The organism is Tistlia sp., assembly GCF_040905785.1.
Lineage (GTDB): Bacteria > Pseudomonadota > Alphaproteobacteria > Kiloniellales > DSM-21159 > Tistlia.
This window is the reverse complement of record NZ_JBBDQW010000025.1, coordinates 93189-114461: the sequence shown is the minus strand read 5'-3', so window position 1 is coordinate 114461 and position 21273 is coordinate 93189. Positions and strand designations below refer to the sequence as shown.

Sequence of the window (21273 nt, the reverse complement as noted above, 5' to 3'; positions counted from 1 at the left end):
TCGCGGTGCCGGGTGGTTCGGCGACGACCCCTGGCGAGCGGCAGGCGGGGCTAGTCCGCCCGCTTCGCCGCCCAGCCGTCCGGATCCTGCAGGAAGCCGCGGACCTCGGCGACCTGTTCCTCGGACAGGCGCCCGCTCTGCTCGGCGACGGCGAGCACGTCCCACCAGGTCGCGAGACCCTGGAGCGCGACGCCCTGCTCGGCCAGGCGGGCGGTCGACTGCGGGAAGATGCCGTAGTGGAAGACGACGAAGCAGTGCGCGACGTCGGCGCCGGCCGTGCGCAGCGCCTCGACGAAGGTCAGCTTGGAGCCGCCGTCGGTCGCCAGGTCCTCGACCAGCAGCACGCGCGCACCCTCGGCGAAGCAGCCCTCGATCTGGGCGTTGCGCCCGAAACCCTTGGGCTTCTTGCGCACGTAGACCATCGGCAGCCCCATCAGATCGGCGAGCCAGGCCGCGAAGGGAATCCCCGCGGTCTCGCCGCCGGCGATCGCGTCGAAGGCCTCGACGCCGGCGCTGCGCCCCAGCTGCTCGACGCCGAGCCGCATCAGCGTGGCGCGGGCGCGCGGGAAGGAGATGATGCGCCGGCAGTCGACGTAGACCGGGCTCTTGCGCCCCGAGGTGAAGGTGAAGGGCTCCTCGGGCCGGATCAGCACGGCCTCGATGTCCAGCAGCGTCGCGGCGGCGAGCCGGGCGGTGTCGGTGGGCTGGTGGTCGCGCGGCTGGTGGTCGGGCATGGCGGCTCGGTTCCTCGGGGTTGCGCGGCCGTGATAGCGGCTGGCGGCGCGGCGGGCAACGCCCCAGCGGCTCGGAACGAGGCGAGGGCCGGTGCGTTTGCCGAAGAGAGCAAGCCGACCGCCGGGGGCAGGTGCCGCGGCGGCCGGCGAGCTGCTGTCAGGAAGGGATTGCCATGCCGATCGAGAAGAAGACCACGGAGGCCCGTCAGGCCGAGCCGCGCAAGACCAACTGGCACGTGCTGACGATCGGGCTGCCGCTCGGCGTCGTGGCGCTCGGCGCCGTCCTGCTCTGGTTCTTCGCGTTCCGCTGAGCACCCCCCGCGGCAGCCATGACCGATAGCCCGGTCGCCTTCGGCCGCGCGCGCCGCTAGACTCCTATTGCGATGCAGCATGGCGGGCTGTCTGCGCCATCGGGTGGCGGCCGGCGGCCATCGCATTCTTGGCTGTGCAGGGGGCCCGCGGGCGCTGAAACCGAGCTCGTTGGGCTACACGGCACTGCTTGCCTCGCTGTCGGCGCTGCCGCCGATTTCGATCGACATGAACCTGCCGGCGATACCGGCAATCGAGGCGAGCTTCGGCGAGCCGAGCGGCCAGGGCGCCCTGACCCTCAGCCTCTTCGTCACGGGCTTCCTGATCGCGCCGCTGGTCGGCGGCCCGCTGGCCGACCGTTTCGGGCGTCGTCCCGCGCTGCTCGGTGCGTTGCTGGCCTTCTCCCTGGCGTCGCTCGCCTGCGCCGCGGCGCCGACCTTCCTGACGCTGCTCCTGGCGCGCTTCGTCCAGGGCACGGTGGCCGGTCTCGGCGTGGTGCTGCCGCTGGCTATCGTGCGCGACGTCTTCGAGGGCGCCTCGGCGCGCCGGCGGCTGTCGCAGATCACCGCGATGATCGGCGTCGCGCCGCTGGTCGCGCCGGCGCTCGGCAGCCTGGTCATGCTGGCCGGCGGCTGGCGGGCGGTCTACGCCTTGCAGGCCGGATGGGGCGCGCTGATGGCGACGACGGTGGTCCTGCTCTTCGCCGAGACCCTGCCGGTCGAGCGCCGCCAGCCGCTGAACCCGGGGCAGCTGCTGCGCAACTACCTGTCGGTGCTGGGTTCGCGCGAATTTCTCGGCTATACCCTGGTCTTCGCCTTCGGCTTCGCCGCGCTCTTCGCCTACATCTCGGGCTCGGCGACCGTGGTGATCGAGGACCTCGGCCTCTCGGAGTTCTGGTTCTCGGCGATCTTCGCCGTGACCTCCTTCGGCCTGATCCTCGGCTCCCTGCTCTCGGCCCGGATCAGCGGGCTCGGCATCCCGACGCGGCGGCTGACCGTGCTTTGCCTCGCCGGCTCCGCGGCCTGCTCCGGCGTCGCCCTGGGCGCCGCCCTGGGCGGCTGGCTCTCGATCGGGGTGCTGGTGCCCTGCATCTTCGGCATGGTCTTCGCCTTCGGCCTGATGGCGCCGAACATCACCCACGCCGCGATCCAGCCGCTGCCGCACATGGCCGGCGCCGCCTCGGGAATGATGCGCTCGCTGCAGATGCTGGCGGGCGCCGCCGCCGGCGGCTTGGTGGCCCTGCTGATCGGCCCCCTGCCGGCGGCCGTGGCGATGGCCGGCGTCATGCTGCTCTCGGCGCTGTTGGCGCTGGCGATCTACCGCACCCTGCTGCACGGCCGCGGCGGGACGGGGGCGGGGGCGGCGGGCCGTCCCCTTTGACAGCAGCTTGCCGGATCGCCATCTTCGGAAGCGTTAGGCCTGGGGTGTCTTCCCGGCGGCGCTGCGGCGTGCGCGGGGGAGGCTGAGAGCAGACCCACCGAACCTGATCTGGATCATGCCAGCGCAGGGAGTCGCCGACGCCTCCGTTGCTCCCGCTTTCCGGAGTCTCGACGCGCCGACGGCCCCGCCGCGACGACACGCGAGGAGCCGACGATGACAGCAAGCCCTTCCCACCTCTCCCGACGCCGCCTGCTGGGTGCCGGCGCCGCAGCCGGTGCCGCCCTGGGGGCCGCCCTGGGGGCCGCGGGCCTGGCCGCGCCCGCGGTCCGCGCGCAGGTGCCGCGCGCCTGGAAGCTCGTCACCTCCTGGCCGGCCGGAGCACCGGGGCCGGGCACGACGGCGGCGCGCCTCGCCGAGCGCATCACCCGGGGCAGCGGCGGCCGCCTTACCGTCGAGGTCTTCGGTGCCGGCGAGCTGGTGCCGGCCTTCGAGGTCTTCGACGCGGTCGCCTCGGGCACCGCCGAGCTCGGCCATACCGCCTCGCTGTTCTGGGCCGGCAAGATGGCGATCGCGCCGGTCTTCACGGCGGCGCCCTTCGGCCTGATGCCGGAGGCGCACAACGCCTGGATCTACTACGGCGGCGGGCAGGAGCTCTGGGACGAGCTCTACGGCCGCTTCGGCGTCAAGCCCTACCTGGCCGGCAACTCGGGCTTCCAGATGGGCGGCTGGTACCGCCGGCGCATCGACGGCCTGGAGGACGTCAAGGGCCTGAAGATCCGCATGCCCGGCCTCGGCGGCGAGATCCTGCGCCGGCTCGGCGCGGCGCCGCTGTCGCTGCCGCCGGGCGAGATCTTCACCGCCCTGCAGACCGGCGTGATCGACGCCGCCGAGTTCCTCGGCCCCTGGAGCGACGTCGCCCTGGGGCTGGACCGGGCCGCGCCCTACTACTACTGGCCGGGCTTCCACGAGCCGAACGGCAGCGCCGAGGCACTGGTCAACCGCGCGGCCCTCGAGGCGCTGCCCGACGACCTGCGCAGCCTGGTCGAGATCGCCTGCGAGGCCGAGAACAATCGCGGTCTCGCCGAGGCCGAGTGGTTCAACGCCCAGGCGCTGCAGCGCCTTGAGGCCGGCGGCACCGAGCTGCTGCAATTCCCGGCCGACCTGCTGCAGGCGGCGCGCCGCGAGTCCGAGGACGTGCTCGACCGCGTCGCCGACGGCGACCCCCTGTTCGGGCGCATCCTGGAGTCCTGGCGGGCGGCGCGCGAGGCCTCAATCGCCTGGGGCCGGGTCAGCCGCCACGCCCTGCTCGGCGCCCAGCTCGCCTCGTGAAGGAGATCGCCATGACCGCCCAAGGCTCCGCCCTCAAGGCTCCCGGCGCCACGCTGGCGGCAATCCGTCACCAGGAGCCCCTGGTCCACAACATCACCAACTTCGTCGCCATGGACCTGGCCGCCAACGCCCTGCTCGCGATCGGCGCCTCGCCGCTGATGGCTCACGCCCGCGAGGAGGTCGCCGAGGTCGTCGCCCTGGCCGCCGCCCTGACGCTCAACATCGGCACCTTCTCGCCGGCCTGGGTCGCCGCCGCCGAGCTGGCGGCGGGCGAGGCGCGGCGGCTCGGCAAGCCCTGGGTGCTCGACCCGGTCGGGGTCGGCGCCACCGCCTTCCGGCGCGATAACGGCCGCCGCCTGTCCGCCCTCGGCCCGACCGTCGTGCGCGGCAACGCCTCGGAGATCCGCGCTCTGGCCGGCCTCGCCGGGCAGGGCATCGGCAGCGCCGGCAAGGGCGTCGACGCCTCCGATTCGGTCGAGAGTGCGGCCGAGGCCGCCGACGTCCTGGCCCGGCGTCTCGACTGCGTCGTCGCGGTCACCGGCGAGGTCGACCGGGTGACCGACGGGCGGCGCATCGCCACGGTCGCCAACGGCCACGCCATGATGACCCGGGTCACCGCGCTCGGCTGCTCGCTGACCGCCGTGACAGGCGCCTGCCTGGCGGTCCAACCCGACGCCTTCCTGGCCACGGTCCATGCGCTGGCGCTGGTCGGCGTCGCCGGCGAGCAGGCGGCCGGGCAGGCGACGGGCCCCGGCTCCCTGCGCGTCGCCTATCTCGACCGGCTCTACGGCCTGTCGCCCGAGGAGCTCGACCTGGCGGCCAGGATCGAGGAGGCGGTCGCTTGAGCATGCCGGCCCTGCGCGCGCCCTTCGACCTCTCGGTCTACCTGGTCGTCGGGCCGGGCGACTGCCGCGGCCGGCCGGTCGCGGAGGTCGTCGCGGCGGCGCTGCGCGGCGGCGTGACGCTCGTCCAGCTGCGCGACAAGGAGGCCTCGAGCGGGGCCTTCCTGGCCCTCGGCCGCGAGCTCAAGGCGCTCTGCCGCGAGGCCGGCGTGCCCTTCATCGTCAACGACCGGGTCGAGGCCGCGGTCGCGCTCGACGCCGACGGCCTGCACGTCGGCCAGGAGGACCTGGACGCCGGCGCGGCGCGCGCGGCGATCGGCCCGGGGCGCCTGCTCGGCCTGTCGGTCCATGCGCCCGAGCAGCTCGCCGGCCTGGAGCCGGGCTGCGTCGACTATCTCGGCGTCGGCCCGGTCTTCGCGACGAACAGCAAGGCCGACGCCCGGCCCGCCGGCGGTGCCGAGGGCATCGCGCTGATCCGCCGGGCCAGCGCGCTGCCGATCGTCGCCATCGGCGGCCTGACCGCCCAGCGGGTGCCGGTGCCGCTCGGCGCCGGCGCCGATGGCGTCGCCGTGGTCTCCGCGATCGCCGGCGCGCAGGACCCGGCGGCCGCCACGCGCGAGCTGGTCGAGGCGGTGGCTGAGACTCGGCGGCCAGGCCGCGGCGCCTCGACGAGCCGGCCCGGCCGCCGCTGACTCCGTCAAGCCTGGGTGCCGGCCGACGCCGCCGCGGATGCCGAGGGCGCGGCGCGCAGGCTCTCCTGGGCGCCGTCCTCGGCTTCCTCGGCCTGCTGTGCGACCAGCGCGTGCGCCTGCCAGATCACCCGCTCGAACAGCGAGATGCCGGCCAGCATCGTCGCCGCCTGCTCCGCGTCGTCGGTTTCGCTGCGCTCGCCGAGGTAGCTCTCGCGGACGCTGCGGATCGCCGGTCCGCGGTCCGTGGTCACGTCGAGCGCGAAGGCGCGGTCCTCGGCCGTGGCCTCGCGGGCCAGGGCCTCCGCGCAGGTGTGGAGAATGGCATGCAGCGAGTCGCCGAGCAGCTGGCCGAGGTGCCGCCCGCCGTCGCTGGCCAGCAGCTTCTCGACCGTCGCGGTGAAGCGAGCGACGTCGTCCGTCAGGCTTTCGAGGTGCCGCTGCGCCTCGATCCGACGGTAGTACCGCCCGAGCTGGCCGGCGCTCATGGTGAGGCGGCCGAGGTCCTCCAGGAAGCCGTCGGTCGCGCGCAGCAGCGCGCGCGGCGCTTCGGCATCCGCGGGCCGGGCCCCCTGCGCCGGACCCGCCCCCGCCTCCGCCAGCGGGGCGAGCAGGTCGGCGACGGCCTGGAAGATCCTGTGATGCTCGCGCGCCGTCAGCTCGATCGCGAGGTCCGGATCTTGAAGAGCGAAGTCGCCGATGAACGCGGGCCGCGCCAGGTCCTCTGCCGGTGTGCGCGGCCAGAGGCGTCCGAGCAGTCGGGCCGAGGGGCCGAGCGTCGGCATCAGCAGAAGCGCCGCGCTGGCGTTGAACAGCAAGTAGGCCCAGGCGACGCGGGTCGCGGGGTCGTCGCTCAGCCATTCGAGGAGCGCGAGCGACAGCGGCAGCGACGTCATGGTCTCGATGAAGAACAGGGGCAGGAAGACCAGGCAGCCCACGACGTTGAAGGCGACCTGATACATCGCGAGCTGGCGGGCCTCGCCGCGCAGCTTCATGGACAGCAGGTAGGTCGTGGCGCTCGACCCCAGGTTGGTGCCGTAGATCACCATGGCCGTGGTCTCGAACGAGAGGACGCCGCTGGCCATCAGCGACATGGAGAGGACGCCGATCGCGACCGAGGAATTGACGACGACCGTCAGCACCGCGCCGATCAGGAAGGCGAGCAGATGGGAGCCTGCCGTCGATTCCAGCAGGCTGCGGACGGTCTCGCTGTCGGCCAGGGGCGCGGTCCCTTCCTTCAGCAGGCTCAGCCCGACGAACAGCAAGGCGATGCCGAACAGCGCCCAGAGGCCCTGGCGCCAGGGCCTGAGACGCTCGATCGTGACGCCGAGCCCGACGAGTCCCGTGAGCACCAGGACCGCGGGCCCGAAGTCGAGGGACACGATGAACAGCAGCGCTCCGGCGCCGAGGTTCGAGCCGACGATGAGCGGCAGGCCGCGCACCACGACCGTCATGCCGGCGACCAGGAGGCCGACGACGATGAAGGTGACGACGGCCGAACTCTGGGTCAGGGCGCCGGCCAACGCGCCCCAGGCGAAGCCCTTGCCGGGGGTTGCGGTCCAGCCGCCGACGGCGCGCTGGAAGCGGCGGCTGGTCATCCCTCTCAGGTTCGCCGACAGCAGCTCCAAGCCGGCGAAGAACAGGCCGAGGCCGGCGAGGATCTGGGCCAGGGTCTCGATCACGCGCGGTGGCTTCCGGAGCGCCGAGTCGTCATCTGTCGCCCTGCCGGGCGGAGTCCGGGCGTGTCGATCGCCATTGGAGCCGCCTCCTGCTGTACAGCCGACCCCGACGCTAGGGCAGGCAGCCGGCGAAGGCCAGCTTTCGCTCTCTTGCGAACCGGCGGCCGGCGGTCCCGGCCCCTAGGCGGGCGCGCCCTCGAGCGTCTCGCTGCCGCGCTTCAGACGGAAGGTGCCGTCGCCGCGGCCGATCAGGCGGCCGTCCTCGCCGAACACCTCGGCGCTCGAGAAGTAGATGGTCCGGCCGCCGCCGGTGCGCGTCGCCTTGGCCAGGATCCGCTCGCCGATCTGGCCGGCGGCGATGAACTGGCTGGTCAGCGACAGGGTGAAGGCCCGGCGCGCGTTGGCCGGCACCGAGCACCAGGTCCCGGCGTAGCCGCAGGCGGCATCGATCAGCGTCGCCAGGACGCCGCCGTGCAGCACCCCCGTGCGGTTCCTGTGGTGCGCCTCCAGCAGCAGCCCGACCTCGGCGTAGCCCTCCTCCCAGCGCAGCAGGCGGTAGCCGACGAGGTCGCGGAAGCCGCCCGACAGGCCGTGCGGGTCGATCGCTGTCTGGTCCATCGGCCGCAGGTTGTGCGCTGCAGCGGAGTCTGTCCAGTCCCGGCGCGGCCGCCCCGGGCATGCTCCGGCCGCGCTTTTCCGCTGCGCGGGCCTCCGCTATAGCTGGCGGCCGACCCAAGGAGGAGGAAGCGACATGGCCGGACGGCTGCAAGGCAAGCGGGCGATCGTGATCGGGGCGGGCTCCTCGGGCCCCGGCTGGGGCAACGGCAAGGCGGCGGCGGTGCTGTTCGCGCGCGAGGGCGCGCGGGTGCTCTGCGTCGACGTCAAGGCCGAGGCGGCGGCCGAGACCGTGGGCCTGATCGAGGGCGAGGGCGGCACCGCCCGGGCCGTCACCGCCGACGTCACCAAGTCGGATCAGGTCCAGGCTCTCGTCGAGGACTGCGTGGCGGCCTGGGGCGGCGTCGACGTGCTGCAGTTCAACGTCGGTATCCTCGGCCTCGGCGGGCCGGTCGAGGCCAGCGAGGAGACCTGGCGCCGGGTGCTCGACGTCAACCTGACCAGCCTGTTCCTGACCTGCAAGCACGTGCTGCCGGTCATGGAGCGGCAGTTCGAGGCGACCGGCCGCGGCGGCGCCCTCGTCGCCATCTCCTCGATCGCCGGGATCCGGGACATCGGCGTGCCCTACATCGCCTACAATGCCAGCAAGGGCGCCATCATCCCCTTCGTGCGCTCGGTCGCGCTGCAGTACGCGAAGAAGGGCATCCGCGCCAACGCGGTGCTGCCCGGACTGATGAACACGCCGATGATCCGCGAGCCGCTCAAGGAGGCCTATGCCGGCGGCGACGTCGACAGGATGATCGAGATCCGCGACGCCCAGTGCCCGACCGGCAAGATGGGCGACGCCTGGGACGTGGCCTACGCCTCCCTGTTCCTCGCCTCCGACGAGGCGAAGTACGTGACCGCCACCGAGCTGATCGTCGACGGCGGCATGACCGCCAAGTGCGTGTAGCCGGGGCGTGAAGGCGCTATCCCGGGCCGCGCGTCAGGGCCGGCCGGCACCCGGGCGCCCGAGCAGTCTGAACGCCAGGGGCGCCAGCACGACGATCAGGAAGATGCGCACGATGTGGTGGATCGCGACGAAGGCGGCGTCGGCGCCGAGGGCGATGGCGATCAGGCTCATCTCGGCGAGGCCGCCCGGCGCGAAGGCGAGCACCAGCGGGCCGGTCGGCAGGCCCGTCGCCGCGTGCAGGCCGAGGGCGAAGGCGACGGTGATGGCGACCAGCAGCGCGGTCACGCCGAGCGAGGCGACCAGGGCCCGGCCGATCAGCCGCAGCGGCGTGCCGGCGAAGCGCGCGCCCAGTGCCGTCCCGACCGCGACCTGGGCGCAGGCGACGATCTCGGCCGGCGGCTTGGCCGTGGTCATGCCGGCGAGATGCACCAGCGCGGAGGCGACCATCGGCCCGACCACGGCGGCGGCCGGCACCTTGAACCAGCGCGCGACGAGGAAGCCCACCAGGCCGCTCAGTCCGAGGAAGGCGTAGTCGACCGCGCTCAGGTCGAGCAGCGCCGGGCCCATGGCCGGACGGTCGCCGAGATCGAGCCCGCCGCCGAGGGTGAAGGCGAAGGGGATGGCCAGGACCACGAGCATGATCCGCGTCGCGTGGATCAGCGAGATGATGCGCCCGTCGCCGCCCATCTCGGTGCCGACCAGGACCATCTCCGACAGGCCGCCGGGCATCGCCGCGAAGTAGGCGGTCACCGGGTCGTAGTTGCACAGCAGGCGGAAGTAGAGGAGGCCAGCCAGGCCGCAGGCCGCGACGTAGAGCGCGATGGCGGCGAGGCTCGGCGCCCAGGTGCCGGCCGAGGCCAGGATCTCCGGCGTGAAGCCGCTGCCCAGCATGACGCCGAGCACGGCGATCATGAGGGTGCGCAGCGGCGCCGCCATCGCGATCGGCGCGCCGGCCAGCGCGGCGACCGAAGTCGCCAGCATGGCGCCGATCATCCAGGCCAGCGGCAGGTGCAGCAGGTTCGCCGCCCAGCCGCCGAGCCCGCCGAGCGTGAGTGCCAGGGCGATGGCGGACAGCCGCGGCCAGCCGGGAAGCCGGGGCAGGCGAGCCACCGTCAGGCGGCGAGGCGCTCGATCAGCCGCTCCATGAAGCGCTCGCAGAGCGCCAGCTGCTCCAGGGCGACGAACTCGTCGGGCTTGTGCGCCTGGTCGATCGAGCCCGGGCCGCAGACCACCGAGGGGATGCCGGCCTGGGAGATCAGCCCGGCCTCGGTGCCGAAGGCGACCTTGGCGGTGCTGTTGCCGCCGGTGAGCGCCTTGGCGAGCTGCACGACCTCGTGGTCGGCGGGCGTGTCGAGACCGGCGAAGGCGGAGTAGAACTCGAACTCGATGCCGGTGTTCGGCCGGATCGCCTGCATCTTCGGCACCAGGACCTGTTCGGCGTAGTCGGTGACCTGCCTCATCAGGGCGTCGGGGTCGTCGACCGGCAGGTTACGGAACTCGAAGTCGAAGGCGCAGTCCCGGGGCACGATGTTGAGCGCGGTGCCGCCCTGGATGAGGCCCGTGTGGATCGTCGTGTGGGGCACGTCGTAGTCGGCGTCGAAGGGCCCGTTCTTCGCCTTGTCCTCGGCCATCTCGATCAGCTTGCCGATCAGGCGCGTCGCGTACTCGATGGCGTTGACGCCGGTCGGCGCCAGCGAGGAGTGGCACTCGAAGCCGCGCACCCGGCAGGTGTGGCTGAGCTTGCCCTTGTGGGCGTTGACCACCTTCATGTCGGTCGGCTCGCCGATGATCGCCATGCGCGGGCGGATCGGCTTGCCGGCGAGGTGCGCGAGCAGCGGGCGCACGCCGACGCAGCCGATCTCCTCGTCATAGGAGAAGGCGAGGTGCACCGGCTCGCTCAGCTCGGCCGCGGCGAAGCGCGGCGCGTAGGCGAGGCAGATCGCGACGAAGGATTTCATGTCGCAGGTGCCGCGGCCGAACAGCTTGCCGTCGGCCTCGGAGACCCGCCAGGGATCGACGGTCCAGTCCTGGCCGTCGATCGGCACCACGTCCGTGTGGCCCGAGAGCGCGATGCCCGGCCGGTCGGTCGGACCCAGGGTGGCGTAGAGGTTCGCCTTGGTCCGCTCGTCGTTGTAGACCAGCTCCGAGTCGGCCCCGAGGTCCTTCAGGTAGTCGCGGATCCAGTGGATCAGCTCGAGGTTCGAATTGCGGCTGGTCGTATCGAAACCGATCAGGCGACGGATCATCTCGACGCTGGCGTCGGACGGACGGGTCATGCTGGGCTCGCTCGCGGTCTGGAAGACAAGGGTGGGGCATAGCACAGCCCGGGCGCCGCCGTTAGACCCCGGCGCGCAGGGCCGGGCTGCGGCGAAGGGGCCGGGCTGCGGCGAAGGGGCTGTGCCACCCCGACCTCACTCCGGCCTTGCCGCCGGTTCCTCGGGCGTTGCCCCCTGGGCCTCGGGCGGCTGCAGCAGGTCGGGGCGGGTCTCCTCGGCCTGGGCCTCGGCGAGCAGCCACTCGCGGAAGGCGCGGACCTTGGGCCACTCGTCGGCCGGGCGCGCCGAGACCACCCAGTAGGCCAGGCGCGTCTTGAGGCGCGGCCCGAAGGGCGCGGTCAGGCGGCCGTCCTTGAGGAAGTCGGCGGCGAGCGTCTTGCGGCCGAGCGCGACGCCCTCGCCGGCGGCCGCGGCGGTCAGCACCATCCACATGTCCGAATAGCCGGGCCCGCGGTCGGGATCGATGCCGGAATCCTCCAGGCCGGCGGCGCGCAGCCAGATCCGCCAGTCGGGACTGTCGTCGGTGCGGCTGACCTCGTCGTGGACCAGGGTGTGGTGGCGCAGGTCCTCCGGGCGCCGCAGCGGCGGATCGCCCTCGACCAGGCCCGGCGCGCAGACCGGAAAGATCTCGTCGCCCATCAGGTAGTCGCAGCGCAGGCCGGGATAGTTGCCGAAGCCGTAGCGCACCCCGAGGTCGATGTCCTCGTGGGCGAAGTCGACCAGCCGGTCGTCGGCCTGGACCAGCACGTCGATGTCGGGATGCTGCTCGCGGAAGCGGCGCAGCCGCGGCAGCAGCCAGACCCCGGCGAAGGAGGGCAGCACCGAGATGCGCAGCGGTCCGGAGAGGTCGCGGGCCCGGACCCGGCGCGTCCCGGCGTCGATCAGGTCGAAGGCCTCGGACAGCAGGGGCAGATAGACCCGGCCGGGCTCGGTCAGCGCGAGCGCGCGGTTGAGTCGGCGGAACAGCGGCGCGCCGATGTGCTCCTCCAGCGCCTTGACCTGATGGCTGATCGCCGCCTGGGTGACGTTCAGCTCCTCGGCGGCCTTGGTGAAGGACAGGTGGCGCGCCGCCGCCTCGAAGGCGCGCAGGGCGTTCAGCGGCGGCAGACGGCGAGCCATGGGAGGCTCCCTGAATAGCGCGGCGGCAAAGCGTAGTGCATTAGAATGCCTAATGGGAACGATGAGATAAGGTCGTTTGCCGGTTCCGGCCGGTTTCGCCAGATTATCCCTCATGGACGGCGGTACGGCCAAGCGGCCGGCGCCGCTTCGAGATGAGGAGATCTATCATGACGACCATCGAACTGCACAAGTCGGCTGCGGTCCCGGCCCCTGCGGCCCGCTCGCTGTCGTCGCGGATCGCCGGCCTCGTCGAACTGCTGTTCCAGTGGCAGGAGCGCTGGGAGCAGCGCGAGCGGTTGAGCGGCTTCGACGAGCACCTGCTGCGCGACATCGGCCTCAGCCGCGCCGACGCCGTGCGCGAATCCAGCAAGCCGTTCTGGCGCATCTAGCCCATCGCATGCGACGAGCGATCCGGTTGCCGGTACGGACTGGCGCGGTCACCGGAAGGACGGGGGAAAAACAAGGGCGGGCGCCTGCGGGACGCTCGCCCTTGCCGTTTATGGGGCCTTTCAGCCCTGCGCCCTTCCGTGCAGCGCCCGCCAGACGACCTCCGGCGTCAGCGGCGGGTCGAGATGCTCGACGCCGGACTCGCGCAGGGCATCGAGCACGGCGTTGAGGATCGGCCCGGGGGCGCCGATCGAGGGCAGCTCGCCGACGCCCTTGGCACCGATCAGGCTGTTCGGACTCTCGGTCGGCGCGAAGGCGAGAGCCAGCGTCGGCATTTCGTCGGCCCGGGGCAGCGCATAGTCCAGCAGCGAGCCCGACAGGAGCTGCCCGCTTTCGGGGTCGTAGCGCACCGCCTCCGAGAGGATCTCGCCGATCTCCTGGGCGATGCCGCCGTGGAGCTGGCCCAGGGCCGCCGGCGGGTCGATGACGCGGCCGAGGTCGTCGACGCCGGTGAAGCGTACGACCCGGACCTCGCCGGTCTCGGGATCGATCTCGACCTCGGCGACGTAGGCGCCGTTCGGGAAAGTCGTGTGGATGCCCTCGAAATCGAGCCGGCCGAGGCAGCCGGCCTCCGGATCGGCGGCCCGCTGCGCCTCCTCCAGGGCCGCCCAGCCCGCCGCCACCTCGGCCAGGCTCAGGCCGCGGTCGGTGCCGACGATGCGGAAGCGGCCCTCGCCGTACTCGATGTCGCCCGCCGCCGCCTCGAGCAGCAGCCCGGCCGAGGCCTTCATGCGCTCCAGCATCTGCAGCGACGCCCGATGCACGGTGTTGCCGGCGACCGCCAGCAGGTTCGAGCCGCCGGTGCCGCCGCCGATCTCAAGCCAGTCGCTGTCGCCCTGCTCGACCCGGACCCGGCTCGCCGGGATGCCCAGGGCCTGGCCGGCGACGAGGGCGAGGGCGCGCCGATGGCCCTGGCCGGAATCCTGGCTGCCGCTGCGGACCCGCACGGTGCCGTCGGGCAGGGTGAGGACCTCGCTGCGCTCGGCGGTCGAGCCGCCCGTGGCGTGCAGGTGCAGGCCGACCCCGGCGCCGCGCAGCCGGCCGCGCCCGCGGCTCTGCGCCCGTCGCTCCTCGAAGCCGGCCCAGTCGGCGGCCTCCAGCGCCCGCTCCAGGACCGCCGGGAAGTCGCCGCCGTCGTAGCTCTCGCCCATCGCCGTCGCGTAGGGCAGGTCGGCCGGCGTCACGAGGTTGCGGCGCCGCAGCTCGACCCGGTCGAGGCCGAGACGCGCGGCGGCCACGTCGATCAGCCGCTCCAGGGTCGAGACCGTCTCGGGCTTGCCGGCGCCGCGATAGGCGTCGGTCGGCACGGCGTTGGTGAAGATGCCCTGGACCCGGTAGTGCAGCCCCACGATCCGGTAGCAGTGGCCGAACACCCGCACCGCGCCCTTGGTCGCGGTCATCGGTGCCACGGTGTTGAGGAAGGCGCCCAGGTCGGCGAGCGCGTCGATCCGGAAGGCGAGGAAGCGGCCCTCGCCGTCGAGTGCCAGCTCGGCCCGGTCGACCCGGCCGCGGCCCATGGCGTCGGCGACCATGGCTTCGCTGCGGCTGGCGGTCCACTTGACCGGGCGGCCGGTCTCGCGCGCCGCCGCCAGGGCCAGGACCTGCTCCGGATAGGGCCAGATCTTGACGGCGAAGCTGCCGCCGACGTCTTCCGTGACGACCCGCAGGCGCCCACCCTCGATGCCCAGGCAGTTGGCCAGCGCCGTGCGCAGCGAGACCACGCCCTGGCTCGCGGTCCAGAGCGTGAAGCGGCCGCTGCCGGCATCGTAGGCGGCGAGGGCGCCACGGGTCTCGATCGGGGCGATGACGATGCGCGGATGGCGAACCGTCAGCGCCACCACGTGGGCGGCGTCGGCGAAGGCCGCCTCGGTCTCGGCGCGGTTGCCGATCTCCCAGTCGAAGGCGCGGTTGCCGGGCGCCTCCTCCCAGATCGCCGGCGCGCCGGCAGTCGCCGCGGCCTCGACCTCCACCACCGTCGGCAGCTCGTCGAGCGACAGCTCGATCGCCTCCAGGGCGTCCAGGGCCGCCTCGAGGGTCTCGGCGACGACCGCCGCGATCGGCTGGCCGACGTGCTTGACGGCCGCGCCGGCGAGCACCGGGCGGTGCGGCTCGATCATAGCGGTGCCGTCCCGGCTGGTGACGGAGGCCCGGCAGGCGAGCGGCCCGATCCCGAGCCGCTCGAGGTCGGCGGCGGTCAGGACCAGCCGGACGCCGGGCGCCGCGCGGGCCGCCGTCACGTCGAGCCCGGCCACCCCGGCGTGGGCGAGCGGGCTGCGCAGGACCGCCATGTGCAGGCAGCCCTCGGGCGTGCGGTCCTCGAGGTAGCGGCCGCGGCCGGTCAGCAGTCGGTCTTCGTCGAAAGGCGCCATTGTCTCGGATTGCGGCTCGGCGGGAGGGAAGGGGAGCGCACGCTAGGGCGTGAACTGCTCCTTGAGGATGCGTTCCTCGAGGTTGTGCTCGGAGTCGAACAGCAGGGTGAAGATCGCCTCGCGGTCCTCCTGCACCCTGACCCTGGCGACGTTGCGCACCTCGGTGAAGTCGGCGACCGCGCTGACCGGGCGCTTGTCGCGCTCCAGCACCTCGAAGGAGACCGTGGCGCCGTGCGGCAGCAGGGCGCCACGCCAGCGCCGCGGCCGGAAGGCGCTGATCGGCGTCAGAGCGAGCAGCGGTGTGCCGATCGGGATGATCGGCCCGTGGGCCGAGAGGTTGTAGGCGGTGCTGCCGGCCGGCGTCGCGACCATGACGCCGTCGCAGACGAGCTCCTCGAGGCGTGCCACCCCGTCGATGCGGATCCGGATCTTGGCGGCCTGCCGGGTCTCGCGGAACAGTGCGACCTCGTTGACGGCGATCGCCGCAACCTCCTCGCCGGCCGCGGTCTCTGCGACCATGCGCAAGGGGTTGAGCACGACCTTGTCGGCGCGGGCCAGGCGCTCGGGCAGGTCGTCCTCGCCGTACTCGTTGAGCAGGAAGCCGACGGTGCCGCGGTTCATGCCGTAGATCGGCAGGGCCCGGCCGAGGTGGGCGTGCAGCACCTCGAGCATGAAGCCGTCGCCGCCGAGCGCGACCACCGCCTCGGCCTCGTCGAGCGGGGTCGAGCCGTAGCGCTCGGTCAGCGAATGCAGCGCCTCCTGGGCCTCGGCGCCGGGGCCGGCGACGAAGGCGAGGCGCCGGTAGTCCGGACTCGGCCCGGCCGCCGCGCCGGCTTCGCCAGCGGGGGCCTCGCCGCGTCCTGCGCATGACTGCGGAGCCGAACCGTCCTGCACTTTTCGTCCCTCTGCTCTCGACGCCGGGAGTATAGCGCTGCACAGTCGATGCGATAGCCTTGGCCGAAGGGCAGGACGGCTCCGGGTCGCCGGCCCCTTTCAGCGAGGCTCCATGAGCGTCGAGACAATCCTGACCAGCCTGTCGCCGAGCCCGCCCAGCCCGCCCGCCGCCGCTCCCCTGGTGGTGCGCCCCGCGGTGCTGTCCGATCTCGACGCCCTGGTCGCCCTGGAGAACCGCTGCTTCGAGAGCGACCGCCTGTCGCGCCGCAGCTTCCACCACCTGCTGAGCAAGGGCCATGCCGCGCTGTCGGTCGCCGAGCGCGAGGGACGCCTGCTCGGCTACGCGCTGGTGCTGTTCCACGGCCAGACCGCCCTGGCCCGGCTCTATTCCCTGGCGGTCGCGCAGGAGGCGCGGGGTCAGGGCATCGCGCGCCGCCTGCTGACGGTCGCCGAGGCCGACGCCCTGGCCGAAGGCTGCGCGGTGCTGCGCCTGGAGGTGCGCGCCGACAATCCGCCGGCGATCGCCCTCTACCGCGACGCCGGCTACCGGCGCTTCGCCGTGCTGCCCGACTACTACGAGGACCACGAGCCGGCGGAGCGGATGGAGAAGATCCTGACGCGCGGCGCCGGGCGGGTGCGCGAGGTGCCCTACGTGCCGCAGAGCCTGGACTTCACCTGCGGCCCGGCCAGCCTGATGATGGCCATGGCGGCCCTCGATCCCGACAGCCCGCGCGACCGCTCGACCGAGCTCAGGATCTGGCGGGAATCGACCCTGGTCTTCATGACCTCCGGGCACGGCGGCTGCGGCGCCTACGGCCTTTCTCTGGCGGCCTGGCGACGCGGCTTCGATCTCAGCGTTTACATCACCGATACCGGTCCGCCCTTCCTCGATTCGGTCCGCAGCGAGGAAAAGAAGGAGGTCATGCGTCTGGTGCATCAGGATTTCGTCGCCGAGGCGCTGCTCGCCGGCGTTCCGGTCGAGCAGCGCGGCCAGACCGCGAACGAGCTGGCGGGCTTCGTCGAGGCCGGGGCCATCCCGGTCGTGCTGATCAGCTCCTACCGGATCTACGGCGAGAAGAACCCGCACTGGGTCACCGTGACCGGTGCGGACCAGCGCTTCCTCTACATCCACGACCCCTTCGTCGACATCGAGGAGGGGCGGAGCTCGACGGACTGCATCCACGTGCCGATCGCGCGCGCCGAGTTCGACCGCATGGCACGCTACGGCAGCGCCCGCCTGCGCGCCGCCGTGATCCTGGCGGGCCGGCGGGGGCCGGCGGGCAAGGCGGGGAGAGCCTGATGCCCGGACCGATCGTGGTCGTCGAGGATGCCGCCGACAAGCAGTGGGCAGAGGCCGCCGGCACCGCCGTCACCGCCCAGGAATATGTGCGCAGCCCCGAGCGCTTCGGCGGCCGCGGCCAGCGCGTCGTCAACCTGTCCGGCGACTACAGCTACCTGGACTTCGGCTACTATTGCTCGCTCCTGGCGGAGGCGCGGCGCCAGAAGCCGATTCCGAACGTGGCGACCATCGCGACGCTGTCGCGCAAGGCCGTCTATGCGCTGGAGCTGCCGGAGATCAACGCGGCGCTGCGCCGCGACATCGAAAAGCTGCCGGCGCCGCCGCGCTCGGCCTTCACCCTGACGCTGTCCTTCGGCCAGGCCCTCGACGGGCGCTTCGCCGGCTTCGCCCGCGTCGCCTTCGACCGCTTCCGCTGCCCGCTGCTGCGCGCCGAGGTCGTCAAGGACGAGCGCTGGCAGGTCAAGACCCTGAAGCCGCTGGCGCCGAGCGCGCTCAGCCCCGAGGAGTTCGAGGCCTTCCTGCAGGCGCTGGGCCGCTACACCCGCGCCGACTGGCGCGAGCGCCGGCGCAAGACCGCCACGCCGCGCTACTCGCTGGCGGTGCTGTGGAACCCGGCCGAGGCGCTGCCGCCGTCCAGCGCGCGCACCATCAAGAAGTTCCAGAGCGTCGGCGCCTCGATCGGCCTGGAGGTCGTGCCGATCGAGCGCAAGGACTTCCTGCGCCTGGCCGAGTACGACGCGCTCTTCATCCGCGAGACCACGGCGATCGACAACCACACCTATCGCTTCGCCAAGAAGGCCGAGGTCGAGGGCATGCCGGTGCTCGACGACCCCATGTCGATCCTGCGCTGCACCAACAAGGTGTTCCTGGCCGAGCTGCTGCAGGCCAACAAGCTGCCGGCGCCCAAGACCCTGATCCTGGACCGCAGCCAGGTGCTGCAGGCCGAGGAGCTGCTCGGCTTCCCGCTGGTGCTGAAGATTCCCGACGGCTCCTTCTCGCGCGGCGTCTTCAAGGCGACCGACCGCGCCGAGCTGGTCCGCATCGCGCGCGACCTGTTCAAGCGCTCCGACGTCATCCTGGCCCAGGAGTTCATGTACACCGAGTTCGACTGGCGGGTCGGGGCGCTCAACCGCCAGCCGCTCTTCGTCTCGCAGTACATGATGGCCGACAAGCACTGGCAGATCGTCAAGCACGAGGCCGACGGCAAGCACGACGAGGGCCGCTTCAAGACCTTCGCCGTCGACCAGGCGCCCAAGCAGGTCGTCGAGATCGCGATGAAGGCCGCCAACCTGATCGGGGACGGGCTCTACGGCGTCGACCTGAAGCAGAACGACCGCGGCGTCTTCGTCATCGAGATCAACGACAACCCGAACATGGACCGCGGCGTCGAGGACGCCGTGCTGAAGGACGAGCTCTACGCCCTGGTGCTGCGCGAGTTCCTGCGCCGCATCGAAGCGCGCTAGGAGGCCCTTCTTCCGCCTTCGACTCCGCGCCCGGCCTCGCCTAACCTTGCGGCCGCAACGGAGAGGGAACGGAAGCGATGCGCACGAAGGGACTGGTGGCGGGGCTGCTCGTCGCGGCGGGTGCGATGGCAGGCGGCGTGATGGCCGGCGGTGCCGCGGCGGCGCAGGAGGTCCAGCCGGCCGATCTCGGCGACGAGCGCCACGCCGGCTACTACTATCCCTCGCCGCAGACCGAGGAGACCTACGTCGCGCGCGCCCGGACGCTCCAGGAGGCCAACCGCACGCTCAGGCTCGGCTTCGTCACCGGCTTCACCCAGGGCCAGCTCGAGGCGCCGACGCCGATCTGGTTCGTGATTTACGCCAAGGGCGCGGACTCGGAGAAGATGATCATCACGGCGCTCGAGGAGGGCAAGATCGACACCCTCTACCGCGCCCGCGGCCTGCTCGCCGCGTTGACCGCCATGGCGCGCCAGCTGCCCGTGTTCCAGGAGCACGGGCTGCAGGACTGGTTCACCTTCTTCGACCTCGCCAAGATGCTCGGCTTCGAGCAGATCACCATTTCCGACGGCAAGGGCTACGCCCACCGGGTCAACATCGAGTAGCGCCCGGCGGGGGCCGGCATCGGATGGTGGCGGCGGCTCGCTAGCCGCCGGTGACCGACATGTGGCGCGAGACCGAGGTCGCCTGGCGGCGGCGGCGGTCGAGCACGAAGTCGTGGCCCTTGGGCTTGCGCGTGATGGCCTCGCGGATCGCCGCGGCGAGCCCGGCGTCGTCGTCGCTGGCGCGCAGCGGCGCGCGCAGGTCGGCGGCGTCCTCCTGGCCCAGGCACAGGTAGAGCGTGCCGGTGCAGGTCAGGCGCACCCGATTGCAGGATTCGCAGAAGTTGTGGGTCAGGGGCGTGATGAAGCCGATGCGCCGGCCGGTCTCGCGGCAGAGCGCATAGCGCGCCGGCCCGCCGGTCCTGTGGTCGCTCTCCTCCAGGGTCCAGCGCCGGGCCAGCTCGCCGCGCACCATCGAGAGCGGCCAGTACTGGCCGAGGCGCTGCTCGGTGCCGATGTCGCCCATCGGCATGACCTCGATGAAGGTGAGGTCGAAGCCCTCGGCGCCGCACCACTCGACCAGTCGGTGGATCTCGTCGTCGTTGACGCCCTTCAGCGCCACCGCGTTGATCTTGACCTCCAGGCCCGCCGCCTTGGCCGCGGCCAGTCCGTCGAGGACCTTGTCGAGCTTGCCCCAGCGGGTGATGGCGGCGAACTTGTCGGGATCCAGCGTGTCGAGCGAGACGTTGATCCGCCGCACGCCGGCGGCGAACAGCTGGTCGGCATAGCGGCCGAGCTGGCTGCCGTTGGTCGTCAGGGTCAGCTCGTCGAGGGCGCCGCTGTCCAGGTGCCGGCCCAGGCGCTCGATCAGCCACAGGATGTTGCGCCGCACCAGCGGCTCGCCGCCGGTCAGGCGCAGCTTGCGCACGCCGAGGTCGACGAAGGCGCTGCACAGCCGGTCGAGCTCCTCGAGCGAAAGGACCTCCGCCTTGGGCAGGAAGCTCATGTCCTCGGACATGCAGTAGACGCAGCGGAAGTCGCAGCGGTCGGTGACCGAGACCCGAAGGTAGGTGATCGCGCGCTGGAACGGGTCGATCAGCGGCGCGGCGCCTTTGGGCGCGATTCCTGTGGGCGCGCGGCCCTCGGCGGTCGCGAGATCGGCCGTCGGTGCCGTCATACGGTGGTCCTCCTTCCCGGGCGGCTCCGCGTCGGTCCCGCTGTGGCGGGCCGCTCCTTGCCGGATGCGGAGCGTTCTATCCGCTCGAACATAACGCAAGCGGGCGGCCTTTTCGCCCCGAAATTCTTTGGGGCCATGCCGGAGTCCAGTCCCCCGAATCCCGTCCCGCCGGGCCTTGCGGTCTGCCGGCGGGAATTCCGGCCCTTGGCGGAAGCCGCCGCTGCGGCTAGCAATGGGGCATGACACGCGCCCGCTCCACCGGTCGCCTCGACGGCATCCTCGCGCGCCTCGTCGCCGGCCTCGTGCTGCTCGCCGCGGTCGGGGGGCTGCTGGCGATCCACTGGCAGGACCTGTTCCCGGAGGAACGGCCGGTCGAGGCCGCCGATCCGGACGACCCGGCCGTCGCCTGCATCGCCGAGCGCTCGGCGCAGATCGAGGCGATGATCGCGGACAACCCCGGGATGGCCGGACAGAAGGCGCTGTTCCTGGAGCGCGCCGAGGCGATGTGCCGCGCGACGGCCGGCGGGAGCGGCTCCGGCGGTCCGCCGCCCCTGCCGAGCAACTAGCCTGGATATCCCACGCCCTTCGGGTCGCTCGTGGAGCGATGCCGACCCCTTCCGGTACGAGAAATCCAGGCTAGACTAGCCGGCCCCGCTCAGCGCCGGCCGCTCGGCGGCATCTTCCGCAGGTGCTCGGGCGAGAGATTCGCGTAGTCCTCGATGGCGACGGCCTTGTCGATGGCCGTGCCGTCGCTCGACAGCGGCAACAGGCCGCACTCGTAGTAGAGGTGGCGGTCGCCGAAGGCGAAGGTGCGGATACGCGCGTAGTGGGGCAGTCCGGTGGCGAGCATCGAGCGGTATCCGTCGAGGAAGACGCCGCTCTCCTCGAGGTCGGCGAAGGTCAGCTCGTCGAGATAGAGGCCGGTGAAGTCGAACTTCGACCAGGTCACGACCTCGGTGCCGACCAGCCGGTAGCGCACGCGCAGCGGCGCCGGCTCCAGGTCGACCAGCATGATCGAGGGCAGCAGCGCCTTGATGTCGGCCGGATCGAGGTCCACGCGCAGCGGCACCGGGCGGCTGCCCTTAAGCCGCTGCCAATGCTCGGTCAGGGCGGCGATGCGCGGCGATTCGACAAGGCCGGGGTCGGGCAGGAAGGGCATC

Annotated in this window: 21 protein-coding genes and 1 riboswitch; of the genes, 11 read left to right on the top strand and 10 right to left on the bottom strand. The window is 72.4% G+C overall.

The features are described from left to right. Positions 1-50 precede the first annotated feature (50 nt). Complete coding sequence (locus WD341_RS06615) at positions 51-734, bottom strand: orotate phosphoribosyltransferase (protein ID WP_368424645.1); 684 nt, start codon at positions 732-734, stop codon at positions 51-53. 173 nt (positions 735-907) lie between these two features. On the opposite strand from WD341_RS06615, the gene WD341_RS06610 reads away from it, so the two are divergent. From WD341_RS06610 to thiE, 5 genes are all read left to right on the top strand, one after another. Continuing rightward, the gene (locus tag WD341_RS06610) at positions 908-1045 is read left to right on the top strand and encodes a hypothetical protein (RefSeq protein WP_368424644.1); all 138 of its coding nucleotides are present in this window, start codon (positions 908-910) and stop codon (positions 1043-1045) included. Positions 1046-1214: 169 nt separating this feature from the next. Next, positions 1215-2423, top strand: coding sequence for a multidrug effflux MFS transporter (locus tag WD341_RS06605; RefSeq protein WP_368424643.1), 1209 nt, complete (start codon positions 1215-1217; stop codon positions 2421-2423). A gap of 30 nt (positions 2424-2453) precedes the next feature. Then, positions 2454-2572, top strand: a riboswitch (TPP riboswitch). 64 nt (positions 2573-2636) lie between these two features. After that, positions 2637-3752 carry a TRAP transporter substrate-binding protein gene (locus tag WD341_RS06600; protein ID WP_368424642.1) on the top strand — a complete coding sequence of 372 codons (1116 nt, stop codon included), beginning with the start codon at positions 2637-2639 and terminating at the stop codon, positions 3750-3752. 11 nt (positions 3753-3763) lie between these two features. Beyond that, positions 3764-4597 carry a hydroxyethylthiazole kinase gene (gene thiM, locus WD341_RS06595; protein ID WP_368424641.1) on the top strand — a complete coding sequence of 278 codons (834 nt, stop codon included), beginning with the start codon at positions 3764-3766 and terminating at the stop codon, positions 4595-4597. Between the two features lie 2 nt (positions 4598-4599). After that, complete coding sequence (gene thiE / locus WD341_RS06590) at positions 4600-5286, top strand: thiamine phosphate synthase (RefSeq protein ID WP_368424686.1); 687 nt, start codon at positions 4600-4602, stop codon at positions 5284-5286. 5 nt (positions 5287-5291) lie between these two features. On the opposite strand, the gene WD341_RS06585 is transcribed toward thiE, so the two are convergent. Further along, positions 5292-6965 (bottom strand): Na/Pi cotransporter family protein, encoded by a 1674-nt coding sequence (locus tag WD341_RS06585; RefSeq protein WP_368424640.1) that lies wholly within the window; start codon positions 6963-6965, stop codon positions 5292-5294. A gap of 177 nt (positions 6966-7142) precedes the next feature. Continuing rightward, the gene (locus WD341_RS06580) at positions 7143-7580 is read right to left on the bottom strand and encodes a PaaI family thioesterase (protein WP_368424639.1); all 438 of its coding nucleotides are present in this window, start codon (positions 7578-7580) and stop codon (positions 7143-7145) included. Positions 7581-7713: 133 nt separating this feature from the next. On the opposite strand from WD341_RS06580, the gene WD341_RS06575 reads away from it, so the two are divergent. Then, positions 7714-8529: an SDR family NAD(P)-dependent oxidoreductase gene (locus WD341_RS06575; RefSeq protein WP_368424638.1), complete on the top strand. Its 816-nt coding sequence runs from the start codon at positions 7714-7716 to the stop codon at positions 8527-8529. A 33-nt stretch (positions 8530-8562) separates the two neighbouring features. On the opposite strand, the gene WD341_RS06570 is transcribed toward WD341_RS06575, so the two are convergent. The 3 genes from WD341_RS06570 to WD341_RS06560 form a co-directional block, all read right to left on the bottom strand. Then, complete coding sequence (locus tag WD341_RS06570) at positions 8563-9639, bottom strand: AbrB family transcriptional regulator (protein ID WP_368424637.1); 1077 nt, start codon at positions 9637-9639, stop codon at positions 8563-8565. Positions 9640-9641: 2 nt separating this feature from the next. Further along, a complete protein-coding gene (gene argE, locus WD341_RS06565) occupies positions 9642-10805 on the bottom strand; it encodes an acetylornithine deacetylase (protein WP_368424636.1) in 1164 nt (387 codons plus the stop codon). A 135-nt stretch (positions 10806-10940) separates the two neighbouring features. Further along, a complete protein-coding gene (locus WD341_RS06560) occupies positions 10941-11924 on the bottom strand; it encodes a transcriptional regulator GcvA (protein WP_368424635.1) in 984 nt (327 codons plus the stop codon). Positions 11925-12091: 167 nt separating this feature from the next. Between WD341_RS06560 and WD341_RS06555 the strand changes: the two genes are divergently transcribed. After that, on the top strand, positions 12092-12313 hold the full coding sequence (locus WD341_RS06555) for a DUF1127 domain-containing protein (protein ID WP_368424634.1): 222 nt from the start codon (positions 12092-12094) through the stop codon (positions 12311-12313). 120 nt (positions 12314-12433) lie between these two features. On the opposite strand, the gene WD341_RS06550 is transcribed toward WD341_RS06555, so the two are convergent. Together WD341_RS06550 and WD341_RS06545 are read right to left on the bottom strand one after the other, a co-directional pair. Then, positions 12434-14740 carry a xanthine dehydrogenase family protein molybdopterin-binding subunit gene (locus WD341_RS06550; RefSeq protein WP_368424633.1) on the bottom strand — a complete coding sequence of 769 codons (2307 nt, stop codon included), beginning with the start codon at positions 14738-14740 and terminating at the stop codon, positions 12434-12436. Positions 14741-14782: 42 nt separating this feature from the next. Further along, positions 14783-15634: an NAD kinase gene (locus WD341_RS06545; RefSeq protein WP_368424632.1), complete on the bottom strand. Its 852-nt coding sequence runs from the start codon at positions 15632-15634 to the stop codon at positions 14783-14785. A 112-nt stretch (positions 15635-15746) separates the two neighbouring features. Between WD341_RS06545 and WD341_RS06540 the strand changes: the two genes are divergently transcribed. From WD341_RS06540 to WD341_RS06530, 3 genes are all read left to right on the top strand, one after another. Continuing rightward, positions 15747-16934, top strand: a complete 1188-nt coding sequence (locus tag WD341_RS06540; protein ID WP_368424631.1) for a peptidase C39 family protein — start codon at positions 15747-15749, stop codon at positions 16932-16934. Beyond that, the gene (locus tag WD341_RS06535) at positions 16934-18397 is read left to right on the top strand and encodes a RimK family protein (protein WP_368424630.1); all 1464 of its coding nucleotides are present in this window, start codon (positions 16934-16936) and stop codon (positions 18395-18397) included. Before WD341_RS06540 ends, WD341_RS06535 begins: the two co-directional genes overlap by 1 nt. Positions 18398-18474: 77 nt before the next feature. Then, positions 18475-18999 carry a molybdopterin-guanine dinucleotide biosynthesis protein A gene (locus WD341_RS06530; protein ID WP_368424629.1) on the top strand — a complete coding sequence of 175 codons (525 nt, stop codon included), beginning with the start codon at positions 18475-18477 and terminating at the stop codon, positions 18997-18999. A 40-nt stretch (positions 19000-19039) separates the two neighbouring features. On the opposite strand, the gene moaA is transcribed toward WD341_RS06530, so the two are convergent. Continuing rightward, positions 19040-20035 (bottom strand): GTP 3',8-cyclase MoaA, encoded by a 996-nt coding sequence (gene moaA, locus WD341_RS06525; RefSeq protein ID WP_368424685.1) that lies wholly within the window; start codon positions 20033-20035, stop codon positions 19040-19042. Between the two features lie 317 nt (positions 20036-20352). Between moaA and WD341_RS06520 the strand changes: the two genes are divergently transcribed. Beyond that, positions 20353-20679 carry a hypothetical protein gene (locus WD341_RS06520; protein WP_368424628.1) on the top strand — a complete coding sequence of 109 codons (327 nt, stop codon included), beginning with the start codon at positions 20353-20355 and terminating at the stop codon, positions 20677-20679. A gap of 89 nt (positions 20680-20768) precedes the next feature. Here the strand turns inward: WD341_RS06520 and WD341_RS06515 are convergent, their stop codons facing one another. After that, positions 20769-21272, bottom strand: a complete 504-nt coding sequence (locus WD341_RS06515; protein WP_368424627.1) for a PAS domain-containing protein — start codon at positions 21270-21272, stop codon at positions 20769-20771. Position 21273: the final 1 nt, after the last annotated feature.